This window comes from Thermaurantimonas sp., assembly GCF_046299575.1.
Lineage (GTDB): Bacteria > Bacteroidota > Bacteroidia > Flavobacteriales > Schleiferiaceae > Thermaurantimonas.
Window position 1 is genome coordinate 523,016 of the sequence record NZ_JBKBHX010000001.1, and the last position, 13,760, is coordinate 536,775.

Annotated in this window: 9 protein-coding genes; 5 read left to right on the forward strand and 4 right to left on the reverse strand. The window is 45.0% G+C overall.

Annotated elements, in window-relative coordinates:
• Positions 1-16 precede the first annotated feature (16 nt).
• The 4 genes from ACK4EX_RS02130 to ACK4EX_RS02145 are packed head-to-tail and all read left to right on the forward strand — an operon-like array spanning position 17 to position 6,762.
• Positions 17-3,025: an amidohydrolase family protein gene (locus ACK4EX_RS02130; protein ID WP_409769293.1), complete on the forward strand. Its 3,009-nt coding sequence runs from the start codon at positions 17-19 to the stop codon at positions 3,023-3,025.
• Entirely contained in the window at positions 3,012-4,295 is a 1,284-nt protein-coding gene (locus ACK4EX_RS02135) for an amidohydrolase family protein (RefSeq protein ID WP_409769295.1), read from the forward strand. The genes ACK4EX_RS02130 and ACK4EX_RS02135 overlap by 14 nt, the downstream gene beginning before the upstream one ends.
• Positions 4,296-4,309: 14 nt before the next feature.
• Positions 4,310-5,164, forward strand: a complete 855-nt coding sequence (locus tag ACK4EX_RS02140; protein WP_409769297.1) for a glycosyltransferase family 2 protein — start codon at positions 4,310-4,312, stop codon at positions 5,162-5,164.
• Between the two features lie 56 nt (positions 5,165-5,220).
• Positions 5,221-6,762: an acyl-CoA carboxylase subunit beta gene (locus ACK4EX_RS02145; RefSeq protein WP_409769299.1), complete on the forward strand. Its 1,542-nt coding sequence runs from the start codon at positions 5,221-5,223 to the stop codon at positions 6,760-6,762.
• Between the two features lie 467 nt (positions 6,763-7,229).
• Here ACK4EX_RS02145 and hppD read toward each other — a convergent pair whose 3' ends face one another.
• Both hppD and ACK4EX_RS02155 read right to left on the reverse strand, forming a co-directional pair.
• Positions 7,230-8,363, reverse strand: coding sequence for a 4-hydroxyphenylpyruvate dioxygenase (gene hppD, locus ACK4EX_RS02150; RefSeq protein WP_409769301.1), 1,134 nt, complete (start codon positions 8,361-8,363; stop codon positions 7,230-7,232).
• A 37-nt stretch (positions 8,364-8,400) separates the two neighbouring features.
• Entirely contained in the window at positions 8,401-9,558 is a 1,158-nt protein-coding gene (locus ACK4EX_RS02155; protein ID WP_409769303.1) for a homogentisate 1,2-dioxygenase, read from the reverse strand.
• A 231-nt stretch (positions 9,559-9,789) separates the two neighbouring features.
• Here ACK4EX_RS02155 and ACK4EX_RS02160 point away from each other — a divergent pair, with 231 nt between their 5' ends.
• A complete protein-coding gene (locus ACK4EX_RS02160; RefSeq protein WP_409769305.1) occupies positions 9,790-11,088 on the forward strand; it encodes a Type 1 glutamine amidotransferase-like domain-containing protein in 1,299 nt (432 codons plus the stop codon).
• 162 nt (positions 11,089-11,250) lie between these two features.
• On the opposite strand, the gene feoB is transcribed toward ACK4EX_RS02160, so the two are convergent.
• Positions 11,251-13,347 (reverse strand): ferrous iron transport protein B, encoded by a 2,097-nt coding sequence (feoB, locus tag ACK4EX_RS02165; protein WP_409769307.1) that lies wholly within the window; start codon positions 13,345-13,347, stop codon positions 11,251-11,253.
• A 49-nt stretch (positions 13,348-13,396) separates the two neighbouring features.
• Positions 13,397-13,624, reverse strand: coding sequence for a ferrous iron transport protein A (locus ACK4EX_RS02170; protein ID WP_409769309.1), 228 nt, complete (start codon positions 13,622-13,624; stop codon positions 13,397-13,399).
• Between the last annotated feature and the right edge of the window lie 136 nt (positions 13,625-13,760).

Sequence of the window (13,760 nt, forward strand, 5' to 3'; positions counted from 1 at the left end):
GTTATTGAAGAAAATAATGACAATACGACAGATCCATTGGCTTCTTGCGTTTATTTTCGTTTGGCTCCCGGGTACATCTCAGATTCAACAACCAGTAGGGGGAATTTCAGAAACTGATGAGTTAACAATTGTTTACATCAATGCTCTCGTTACCACAGAGCCGGGAGCTACTCCTCAGAAGCTCAACATCGCAGTGCGAAAGGGAAAAATCATCCGAGTATCAGCTCAACCTCCACAGCCCGGTGAAGTCGTAGTCGATTGTAATGGAATGTACATCTATCCCGGATTCATTGATTTAGTAAGTCAATACGGCATTGAAGCTGAAACAGCTTCAACAGATCCTTCCCGGAGAAGAACATCATCTCAGCCCATTCAATACGACAGACAGCGCACAGGAGCTCGACATTGGAATGATGCTATTCGCTCTGAATATCACTCGTATGAAGATTTTGAATACAACAAAAAGGAAGCTGAAGAATGGCAGAAAGCTGGTTTTACCGCAGTACTGACTCACAGAAACGACGGCATTGCCCGCGGTACAGGGTCTCTGGTGTTAACTGGTAATGGTAGAGAAAATTTATTGATGCTGCGTGAGCGGGCAAGCATGCATTATTCTTTTTCAAAGGGAAGCAGTAAACAACCCTACCCTACCTCACTGATGGGCGCTATTGCCCTGTTGCGACAGCTATACAGTGATGCCGATTGGTATCGTAAAGGTGGTCGAGACGGCGAAATCAATATGGCTATTGCTGCAGAAGCGGCCGCTTTAGGACTTCCAATGCTCTTCGAAACGCACGAACTGTACGACCTATGGCGCGCTTCAGAACTGGGTAAACCTTTTGGCAGAAGTTTTATCCTATACGGTACAGGTAAGGAATACCAACGCGCCAAAGAAATCAAGCAAATGAACGCAAAACTGATTTTGCCTATGACTTTGCCAAAAGTGCCCGATGTTTCATCGCCATTCGATCACCGACACCTCACCTGGGAAAAGTTAGCACACTGGGAGATGGCTCCATATAATCCTTTTGTTTTGAGAAAAGAGGGAGTTGAATTTGCTTTTACCACTAAGGGGCTTAAAAGCAAAACAGATCTATGGAGGGCACTTGCGGAGTTTCTCAAAGCTGGGCTCGACACATCCTATGCTTTAGCAGCTATGACGACCATTCCAGCGAATATGATAAATGCGGGCGATGTAGTAGGTAAAATTAAACCTGGTTATGCTGCGGCATTCATCGGTTTAGAGAAGCCCTTTGGAGATGCCAACAACAAAATATTGTTACACGTGAGCTATTCCACAAACATCTACGAGCCCATTATCAAACCATCAGCTGGTGTATATGAAGTAAAAATAGCTGATTCTACCGCAAAACTGCTCATATATTCTACACCGACCAAACCAAAAATCAAATGGGCAACAAAGGATACTACCGACGTAGAATACACCTTATCGCTATACAGTATCTCATTGCGGATTCCAATTAATAAAAAAGAAAAAAAATACAGGGTTCTCGAAGGGACTTTTACACCTAACACCATTACGGGTCAATACTTAGACGAAGGAGCGCGTTTACAAAATTGGTCAGCGATCCGAGTCAACGACTTACCTGATACTACCCAAAAGAAAAATGACTCCATTCAACCTCTGCCCGGCTACATGAAATATCCATTTACGGCATGGGGATTAGACAAACCTGCTGAACAAGAATTTTTGCACATAAAGGGAGCCACACTATGGACTGCTGAAAGAGAAGGAAAGCTGGAAAGTGCTGACATCATTATCCGAAATGGAAAAATTCAAGCTATTGGAACAAACCTCCGCACACCAGCTGGTGCTGCTGTATGGGAAGCTAAAGGCCTGCATGTGACGCCAGGTATCATAGATGAACACTCCCACATAGCCATCAGTCGAGGTGTGAATGAAGGATCACACTCAATTACCTCTGAAGTGCGCATTGGCGATGTGCTTAATCCTGACGATATCAACATCTATCGTCAATTAGCCGGTGGAGTTACAGCTGCTCAGTTGCTGCATGGTTCGGCAAACGCAATTGGTGGACAAAATGCGCTTATAAAATTGAGATGGGGTGCAATGCCCGATGAAATGAAAATTGCAGGTGCACCTGGCTTCATAAAATTTGCACTTGGAGAAAATGTAAAACAGAGCAATTGGGGCGATCAGGCAGTGACGCGATTCCCTCAGACGCGTATGGGTGTAGAGCAGATATTTGCCGATGCTTTTAACCGGGCAAAAGAATACGAAGCTCGAAAAAAAGCTGCAGCTAAAGCAAAAATTCCCTTCAGAACCGACTACCAACTGGAAGCTCTGGTCGAAATCTTAAATGGCACCAGGCACATTACCTGCCACTCCTACGTACAAAGTGAGATCAATATGCTGATGAAGCTGGCCGACTCGCTCGGATTTAAAGTCAATACCTTTACGCACATACTCGAAGGGTACAAAGTAGCCGATAAAATGAAAGCCCACGGTGCAAATGCCTCAAGTTTCAGCGACTGGTGGGCATACAAGTGGGAGGTAAAGGAGGCCATCCCCTACAATGCAGCCATACTTCACCGCGTAGGTGTGAATACAGCGATCAATTCTGACGATGCTGAAATGGGCCGCCGACTCAATCAAGAAGCTGCTAAAGTAGTAAAATACGGAGGACTCTCAGAAACCGAAGCTCTCGCAATGGTGACCATCAATCCCGCCCGTATGCTGCACATTGACCACTTAACCGGCAGCCTCAAAGTCGGAAAAGACGCTGACTTGGTCGTGTGGAACGGTCACCCATTGCTCAGCAGCTCTTATCCACTGGCTACCTTTGTTGATGGTAAACGACTTTATGACTACAGTGCCCAGAAAGCAAAAGAAGAAGCAATCCGGTTGGAGAAAAACCGATTGATTCAAAAAGCATTAGCTGCCATTGCATCAGGTAAAGAAAAAGAAACCATAAAGCCAGATGCAAACTTTATGTATCACTGTGAAACCATTGTCCAGTACGATGCCCATGAAATCGAATAAATTTCTCCTTCTTGCATTAGTCATTTTTCATCAATCTGTTTTAGCGCAAAAGGCACTTCACTGCCTGACCAATGCCCGCATTTATGCTGAAAGTGGAGTAATAGAAAACGGATTTATTACCTTCCAAAATGGAGTAATCCAGCGTATTGGTTCGATGGCAGAATGGAAGAACCCTGGAGGTGATGCAGTAGTGATCGATGTGAATGGCCAGAATGTATATCCAGGATTTATTGCCCTCGACTCCCGAGTGGGCCTTACAGAAATAGATGCTGTACGTGCCACGCGCGACTTCAACGAAGTTGGCCAATTCAATCCACATGTGCGCACGCTAATTGCGTACAATACGGATTCAAAAATCATTGAAACCATACGCACCAATGGCGTACTTATTGTGCAGCCGGCGCCCACAGGAGGTAGAATCTGCGGACAGTCAAGTGTATTTAAGCTCACCGGTTGGAATTGGGAAGATGCCGTAATCACTCCTGACGACGGCTATTACATCAAATGGCCAGCAGCTACCGAAACTACTGGTTGGTGGGCCGAGCCCGGCGAAGACCGCTCGAATGAACAATATCTTAACCAGATACGCGAACTAGAAGAATACCTTTCGAAAGCTAAAGCTTATTCACAAGCAAGTAATCCGCCGTACGACGTTCGGCTTTCTGGTTTAAAGTCCCTTTTCGCACAAAAAAAGCGCCTTTATATACGCGCTTACAGAGCGCGGGAAATACGCGACGCTATCCTGATGTGCAAGCGATTGGGGATTGAAAATCCTGTGATTTCAGGTGGATGGGAAGCCGATGTAGTAGCCAATTTTCTAAAAGAAAACAATGTGCCAGTAATACTCGATCGCCTTACGCGCTTACCCGACAGCCGTGATGCACATGTTCACAGCCCCTTTTCCCTTCCGGCTGTTCTTGATTCACTAGGTGTATTGTTTGCCTTTTCGTATGCTGGCGACATGGAAGCAATGGGAACGCGCAACTTGGCCTTTACTGCAGGTATGGCACGCGGATATGGATTGAAAGAAGTTTCCGCCCTTGCCGCAATAAGCTTGAATGCAGCTAAAATAGCCGGCATCGACTCCTTAGTAGGTTCACTTAAACCGGGAAAGCGCGCCTATCTATTTGTAAACAAAGGAGATGCACTTGAAATAATTTCCAACAATCCTACGCGCATATACATCGATGGCGAAGAAGTACCCACCACAAATTTTCAAACAGAGCTATATCAACTTTATCTGAAAAAATACAATCTCAATAACCCCTAAATCATTAAAAGGCCATGCCATTCTTTTCGGTAGTAATACCGGTGTACAATGCCTCTGAGCACATCACTGAATGCTTGCACTCCGTCATTGGTCAGACGTACAAAGACTTTGAAATCATCCTGGTAAATGATGGCTCAACGGATGACTCGATGAAAAAGGTCACCGAGTTTTTTGAAGCATTTCCCGAGTACGAACCCAAAATTGTGCACCACAATTACAACCGCGGTTTGGGCGCTGCGCGAAATTCAGGGGTATTTCGCGCTAATGGAAAATTCATTGCCTTTTTAGATGCCGACGATTATTGGGCTGTAACCAAGCTGGAAAAAATTGCTTCTTATCTTGAAATTTTTCCCATTTGGGACTTATTGTATCACCCCGTCATTGAGTTTTATAACGGACGACATCGAAAACGTTCGACGTACTTTGCAGGCGGATTAGACGACTTTATTTTAAAAGGCAATCCATTGGTACCCTCAGCCGTGGTGCTGAGCCGCAAAGTTGCCCTGGAACATCCTTTTAGTACTGACCGCAGTTTGCTCGGCGTTGAAGACCTCGACTTGTGGTTTCGTTTAATGCAAGCCAAGGTGCAAATGGCTATGATTCCGGAGGCACTAACTTTTTATCGTATCACCTCTGGCCTTACATCGCACATCATGCAGCACTTGAGCCGCTGTGAAAAGGTTTTTAAAACCTATTTGAAAGAAGAATTCATCACCACTGCCATGCAGCGCAAGTATTACGAAGCTGCCCGACACATGCAGAAAACCGGACGACACAAGAAAGCGGAAATTTTCTACCGATGGTCAAAAAACAAAGACCTTAAAACCCGGCTTTTACGACTGGCCAATCGACTGCACTTCGCTATATGAATCATTTCCTTACTACTTCCTTAACCTATCATTGCAAATAAAAACAGCCCGCACCGATGAAAGAATCTTTTAAAAAACTGCTCGACCTTAAAGACGAAGCATTAAAAGGCGGAGGTGAAGACCGCATCAAAGCACAACACGAAAAGGGCAAACTCACCGCCCGCGAGCGCATAGATCTTTTGCTCGATCCGGGCTCATTTCAGGAGATGGGTATGCTCGTAAAGCATCGGAGCAAAAACTTTGGCCTTGACAAGCAAGTGTTTCTTGGCGATGGAGTGGTAACCGGCTACGGTACTATCAATGGCCGACTGGTTTACGTTTTTGCACAGGATTTTACGGTGCTGGGAGGCTCACTGGCAGAGGCACATGCAGAGAAAATTTGCAAAATCATGGACCTTGCTATGAAAAATGGTGCTCCGGTAATCGGTCTTAACGACAGCGGTGGGGCCCGCATTCAAGAGGGGGTGGTATCGCTGGGCGGATATGCCGACATCTTTTACCGAAACACTTTGGCCAGCGGTGTAATCCCCCAAATATCGGTGATTATGGGTCCTTGTGCGGGTGGGGCTGTGTATTCTCCGGCGCTTACTGACTTTGTAATTATGGTAGAAGGCACATCGTATATGTTTGTTACCGGTCCAAATGTGGTTAAAACAGTGACGCATGAGGAAGTAACCTCTGAAGACCTCGGCGGAGCAAGCGTGCACAGTACCAAGAGCGGTGTAGCTCACCTCACCTACCCAAATGAAATTGCCTGTATCGAGGGAATCAAAAAATTAATGTCCTACATTCCGCAAAACTGTGAAGAGCCTGCGCAATCGCTACCATACCAGACTGGCGATGAATTAAGACCTGCCCTTGATGACATCGTGCCCGAGAATCCGAACTTGCCTTACGACATGAAAGAAGTGATCCACCAAGTGGTGGACGAAGGTACGTTTTTTGAAATCCACCGAGATTTTGCGGAAAATATCATTGTGGGCTTTGCTCGGTTGGCAGGCCGTTCGATTGGTATTGTGGCGAATAATCCTGCTAATTTGGCAGGAGTACTCGACATTAAAGCCTCGCAGAAGGGTGCTCGTTTCGTTCGCTTTTGTGATTCGTTTAATATTCCTCTTCTGGTTTTCGAAGATGTCCCCGGATTTTTACCGGGTACTGATCAGGAATGGAACGGCATCATAACCAATGGGGCAAAGCTGCTCTACGCTTTTTGCGAGGCTACAGTTCCACGTATTACAGTTATTACGCGCAAAGCTTACGGGGGTGCATACGATGTGATGAATTCGAAACACATCGGGGCTGATCTTAACTTCGCCTGGCCTTTTGCCGAAATCGCTGTAATGGGCGCTAAAGGGGCTGCTGAAATCATCTTCAAAAAAGAAATCGCTGCCGCAGAAGACAAGGCTGCCAAATTGCTGGAGATGGAGCAAGAATACGCCCGGCTATTTGCCAATCCATATCGCGCAGCCGCCCGAGGATATGTGGACGATGTAATTTTGCCAAGCCAGACCCGTGAAGTGCTGATTCGCGGCTTTGAAATGCTGAAAAATAAAGCTGTATCACTTCCTCGTAAAAAGCACGGAAATATTCCGTTATAGAAATAGTAGAACAAAATATTTGAATAGTATCTCGCTCTGTAAGGAGCTTTTTCAGTATGTTTTGGCTAATTTTTCTAAGGCTGCGTTTCAGCTTTTTTTCATTAAAAAGTCATGAACTATAAGCTCTTTAATCGCTAAAGACGTAGATTATTTGTGCCGTTTGATTCCAAATTTAGATAATCGAGTCATCAAAGGATTTTCAGAAAAATTCATAACACTTGTAAGGAAAGAGAAGTACAATACTTTTCTAATTTAATTTCAACTGAGAAGTAAAAGCTCTGACATGAGCTGCTGCGAGTGGTTTTTATGCGGTAGAAGAGCGAAGCTGGCTTTTTCAGAAGAAGTCTGCTCAAGCTGCTTTGAGCTGGCATAAAATAACGACTGAATGCAGCGCAAAGTAAGGCCCCCAAAAAAAAAGCCGGACAATTGTAAAGATGCCCGGCTGTGAAGAGTTGTAAATATATGGCTTACAAGGTGCCTCTAAGTGCCTGCTCGCGCTCGATGGCTTCGAAGAGGGCTTTGAAATTACCCTTGCCGAATGATTTGGCCCCCTTGCGCTGAATGATTTCGAAGAACATGGTGGGGCGATCGAGCACAGGTTTAGTAAAGAGCTGTAGGAGATAGCCTTCGTCGTCGCGGTCAATGAGAATTCCGAGCTTGCGAAGTTCAGCCAGGTCTTCATCGATACGTCCGACCCGATCGAGTACGGAATCGTAATAGGTGGGCGGTACATAGAGAAAGTCAACTCCTCGTTTTTTCAGCTCTGTGACTGTATGGACAATATCGTTGGTGGCTACGGCGATGTGTTGTACGCCGGCGCCATTGTAAAACTCGATGTATTCTTCGATTTGCGACTTTTTGCGGCCTACGGCGGGCTCGTTGATGGGGAATTTGATGCGTCCATTGCCATTGGTCATTACCTTCGACATGAGGGCAGTGTACTCAGTAGAGATGTCCTTATCGTCAAAGGATACGAGTTGTGTAAAGCCCATGACGCGCGCATAGAAGTCCACCCATTTGTTCATTTCACCCCAGCCCACATTGCCGACCATGTGATCGACATAGAGTAAGCCTACCTCTGAAGGACGATAGTCCGGATTCCAAGGGCGGAAGCCGGGCATAAAAGCTCCATGATAATTTTTGCGCTCGACGAAGTAGTGGAGGGTTTCGCCGTAAGTTTTAATGCCAGATAGTACTACCTGGCCTTGTTCGTCGCTAAGGGTAGTAGGCTCAAGGCAGCTTTCGGCACCGCGTTGGGTAGTAACCTCCCAGCTATAGGTAGCATCATCAACCCAGAGAGCAATGACTTTCACGCCGTCACCATGGCGGTTAATGTGTTCATTGATAGGGCCACCTGCTTGAAGCGGTGAGGTGAGCACTAGCGTGATCTTGCCCTGACGGAGCACGTAGCTCACGCGGTCGCGGCTTCCGGTTTCAAGTCCGCGATATGCCACAGGCTGAAATCCCCATGCTGACTGGTAGTAATGTGCTGCTTGCTTGGCATTGCCTACGTATAGCTCTACATAGTCAGTGCCGTTGATGGGCAGGAAATCTTCAGCCTCAGGGAATATTTTGGGGATGTCTTGTGCTTGTGTTTGCATATTTTTAGAATTTTATCGGATTACTAAAATAAAAAAATTATTCGAGCCAACTGCGGTAATAGTCTTCGTTTTCGATCTGCAAGGCGGTTTCAGTGAGCTTTAGTGGCTTGAAAGTGTCAATCATCACAGCCAGTTCGCGGGTTTCTTTTTGACCGATAGAGCGCTCTATGGCTCCAGGATGTGGCCCATGAGGAATGCCGGCAGGGTGAAGACTTATGTAACCCTTTTCCACGTGATTGCGGCTCATGAAGTCTCCATCTACGTAGTATAGTACCTCATCAGAGTCAATATTGCTGTGGTTGTATGGCGCCGGAATCGAGTCAGGGTGGTAATCATATAGACGAGGAGCAAAAGTGCAGACGACAAAATTGTGGCCTTCGAAGGTCTGGTGTACGGGAGGTGGCTGGTGAATTCGACCGGTGATGGGCTCAAAATCATGAGCTGAAAAGGCATAGGGATAGAAGTAGCCGTCCCAACCTACCACATCGAAGGGATGTGAAGCATATACGACCTGGTGCAGATGGTTTTGCTTTTTGATTTTTATCAGGAAATCGCCTTTTTCGTCGTAGGTCTCCAGTATGCCTGGCCGGCGTATGTCGCGCTCGCAGAAGGGCGAATGCTCAAGCAGTTGACCGAACTGATTTCGATAGCGTTTTGGTGTAACAATAGGACTGAAAGACTCGACGATGAGGAGGCGGTTTTCAGTGGTTTCGAACTGAATTTGGTAGATCGTACCCCGAGGTATGACGAGGTAATCGCCGTAGCCAAAAGAGATGTTACCAAGAAATGTTCGCAACACGCCGGAGCCCTGATGTACAAAGATGAGCTCATCGCTGTCGGCATTTTTGTAAAAATAGTCAATCATCGACTGTCGGGGTGCGGCTAAGGCGATGTTCAGATCGTTATTAAAGAGCACAATAGTGCGGCTGTCGAGAAAGTCGTCTTCAGGCGATACGTCCCAGCCGCGCAGCATGCGTGCTGTTATGTTGTGCGAAACGGCAGCTTTAGGCGTCAGGTCAATGGCTCGGTGAATCTCCTTGACCATCGTTGGGCGGTAGATGTGATAGAGCAAAGAGCTAACTCCTGAAAAGCCTTCGGTGCCAAAGAGCTGCTCGTAATAGAGCGAACCGTCTGGTTTGCGAAAAACTGTGTGACGCTTACGCGGTATTTTTCCAAGGGTATGGTAAAAGGGCATATGGGCTTCAGTTTTCTATTGGTGGGCTGCAATTTAGGACTTCAGAACGGGACAATTTATGAAAATTGTTAGGTAGTTAAATTTTACTTTTTTTGACTCAAACAAATATCTGCGTGGAGCGAGTTATGCAAAACATGAATTTAAAAGTTAATTCTGAAAATCAATTAGAAGAAGTAGTCAGGATGTAAAATTTTCTTACCTTGCTTTAGTGTTTAATGATAACCTACATCAATGAGATACCGTGGTATTTTGCTGCTAATCTGCTTGATTTCGTACACATTATCAGGTCAGTCATACGATGTTTATCACACTGGCGACACAGCTGATGCCACAGTTGTTCCTTCGAGAGGCATTGTGCTAATGGGTGGTGCGGGTGAGCACGACGCGGCAATGCGGTGGTTTCTGCAGCGGGCAAACGGAGGCGACGTGGTAGTGCTTCGCACATCCGGTGGTTCGGGATATCAAAATTACCTATATGCTCAGCTGGGTGTACCGGTTAATTCCGTGCGCACGTTTGTGCTTAAATCTCGTCAGCATAGCTACGATCCTCAGGTGATCAAGTATCTAAGTCGGGCTGAAGCCATATGGATCGCCGGAGGCAATCAGGCCACTTATGTAAATTACTGGAAGGATACACCAGTAGATAGCCTGATCAATCATCTCTACAACATCAAAGGCGGAGTAGTAGGTGGCATCAGTGCTGGTATGGCCATTTTGACGGGTTTTTATTATCCGGCCCTAACCACCAGTGCTGAATCGAATACTGTATTGAATAATCCCTTTCATAGCAGTGTAACGCTAGGAATGAACGACTTTATCCAAATACCCATCTTACAACGAGTAATTGGCGACACACACTTCAACAATCCCGACCGACGTGGACGGCTGATTACCTTCATGGCTCGATTGCTGGCACAAAAGGGCTCACCAGTTCTAGGCATAGGTGCTCACGAGTTCTGCGCAGTTACTATTAATGACAGTGGCATAGCCAGAGTTTATGGCGAGTTCCCAAAGTATCCATCGGATCGGGTAGTCTTTTTTCGTCTCAGCTGCGACACACCACAAACGCCTGAAGTACTTGCCTCCAACACCCCTCTTACATGGAACAGAGGTGGAAAAGCTCTAAAAGTATTTATAGCACCAGCCGATACCAACGGCAGTGTTTCCATTGATTTAAACGACTGGAAAACAACTACCGGCAATGGATACTGGGAGGACTGGTACGTCGTAAACGGTACGCTTTATACCACACCCAATGCCATCGCCCCTACTTGCAGTGCATTTAGTGGATTAAATACATCGGAATCTTATCAATATCACTTAAGCGGAGTTTTTCCCAATCCGGCTCCTGATAAGATCTGGATAAATTCATTTGAGCCGATACATTACAAACTCCTCGACGCAATGGGCAAGATTTTAAGTGAGGGAATGTATTATCCAAATGAAGCTATTGACGTTCAATGGCTACCTGCAGGCATCTATCTGCTTCAGACAAAACATGCTTCATACAAATTTTTGAAAAGCAAATGATTGGTAATTATAAATTTTAAATTTTTTGATATTCACAGTTTTTTATCTGTAATTTTAGGACAATTCGCGCATCCTGATTTGTTTTTTGTAAAAAAGAACTTTTTGATGAGATATGCCACAGCGAGGAGCAGAGCGAAGTATGACAAAAACTCTTGCATTTTTTTACTTCAACAGTTGATAAGTAATTAATGAGACAATATACGCAAGTGTGCCCATACTTGCAAGTTGAATCAAAGGCCACTTCCATGAGTTGGTCTCGCGCTTTACTATAGCAAGCGTACTCATACACTGCATCGCGAAGGCGTAAAAAAGCAATAAGGAAATACCGGTTGCAAAGTTGAAGACTGGTGTTCCATCAGGGCGCAGCTCCATGCGCATGCGATTTCTCACTGTTTCGGTTTGTTCATCTGCATCCCCTACGCTGTAAATGGTAGCAAGTGTGCCTACAAATACCTCTCGAGCGGCAAAAGAGCTAAGAATAGCTATTCCTATTTTCCAATCATAGCCGAGAGGTGCAATGACAGGCTCGATGGCTTTTCCGAGCCTTCCTAAATAGGAATTTTCAAGTTTTATGGCAGCTTCTATCTCCTCAGTATCAGTCATCTGGTCATTTTGCACCATTTCAGCCACTGAGGCTTCAGCTTTAAGCTCAGTGCCATGATAATTTCTTGAGCCCGTTGATGCCATAAACCAAAGAATAACCGATATCGACAGAATTATTTTACCGGCCTCAAGTACAAAAGATTTGGTTTTATCCCACACGGAATAAAAAATGTTTTTCGGCAAAGGAAGCTGATACTCTGGCAACTCGGCTACAAAAAAGTTGAGTGCTTCGCGTTTAACCAGTCGATTTAAAACTGAAGCCGCCATAAATGCGGAAGCAAAGCCAATCATGTATAGGGCCATGAGCACAAGGCCTTGCAAGTTGATCAACCCAAAATAAGATTTTTTAGGAATGATTAGCGAAATCAAAATGGTGTAAACGGGCAATCTGGCCGAGCATGTAGTAAAGGGTATTACAAAAATGGTAATCAAGCGCTCACGCCAATTTTCAATGTTTCGAGTGGACAATACCGCTGGTATAGCGCATGCGGTACCTGATACAAGTGGCAGAACGCTTTTACCGCTCATGCCATACCGGCGCATGATCTTATCCATCAAAAAGACAACCCGGCTCATATAGCCTGTCTCTTCGAGTATCGAAATGAAGAAGATGAGCACTGCAATTTGAGGAACAAATATGACTATGCCTCCAATGCCAGGAATAATTCCATCTGTTACCAAATCGGTAAAGCGGCCTGGTGGCAGTTTATACTTCAGCAGCTCTGCGAGCATGGCAAATCGACTGTCGATCCAATCCATAGGTGCACTCGTCCAGGCGAAGACGGATTGGAAGATGAGTATCAATACAGCGGCAAAGATTACATAACCGAAAACCTTGTGTATAAAAATGCGGTCAAGTATCGCGCGCAAGTCGCTACCTTTAAGTCGATCTATTTTGTACGTTTTCTGAAGGATTTCATTGATTTTTTGGTATCTGAGAATGGCTTCTCGTTGGTGATATCTTTCTAAATCGCTTATCTCGCTACGAATGGCTTCTATTTCTGTAATTTTCTCTTTTGATAAAAATCCTGGCTTAGCATAGGTAGTCAGCAGCCACGATTTGTAATAACTGTATTGGGGAAAAAGTCCGCGTATTTTTTCGCAGGGCAGGTTTTTAAAACTCTGCGAAAGCACGACCATTGGTTCTGTTGCAGTACAGGAGTGGTTAATAATGGCTGTTTTAAGATCGTCGATTCCATTTTTTTTTCTGGTGCTTATTGGTATTACCGGTACACTGAGCAAAGCCGACAGTTGGGAGAAGTCTATTTCAATTCCCTTCTTTTTAGCCTTGTCGATCATATTTATCACCAAAATCAGTGGCAAGCCGAGGTCGCGAAGTTGGGAGAATAGAAAAAGATTGCGCTTGAGGTTTTCAGCTTCAGCTACATAAACCACTAAGTCTGGGTGATCTTGATTTTTTTCATTTACAAGTACATCGAAAACGATTTGCTCATCTGCCGATGTTGGATGAATCGAGTAAGTACCGGGTAAATCAAGAATTACAGCTTGCTTACTGGGAGACAAAAAGGCTATGCCCTCTTTTTTCTCAACGGTTATACCTGGATAATTGCCAACCTTGTGGCGCAGGCCAGTGAGAATGTTGAAAAGCGAAGTTTTTCCGGTATTTGGATTGCCGGCGAGCGCAATTTTCAGCACGTATGCTTTTGATTAAATAAGTCTAAACAATGATACATTTTGTGGTCTTTTACTTTTTGGTGTTCACTTTGATCTGAACAGCTGTTTCTTCGCGAATCACCAGATAGCTTCCGTTTACTTGGACACAAATAGGGTCGCTAAGAGGTGCTCTACGTATCATCTTTACTTCTATCCCAGGTAAAAAACCCATTTCCAGCAATTTAAGCGGAATGTTTTCGAATCCGTTCTCACAGATTACGGCTGTTTGCCCCGGTTCCATACTTGCAAGTGTGTTCATTTATTTAGACTTATTTTAAATTGCAAATATAGACTCATTCAAAATAAGAAAATATGATAAAGATTGTATTTCGACTCCAGTTAGGAATTTTTTTGCATTGCATAAAGCATTTAGTTCAAGTGCGATTTTTTAGAGG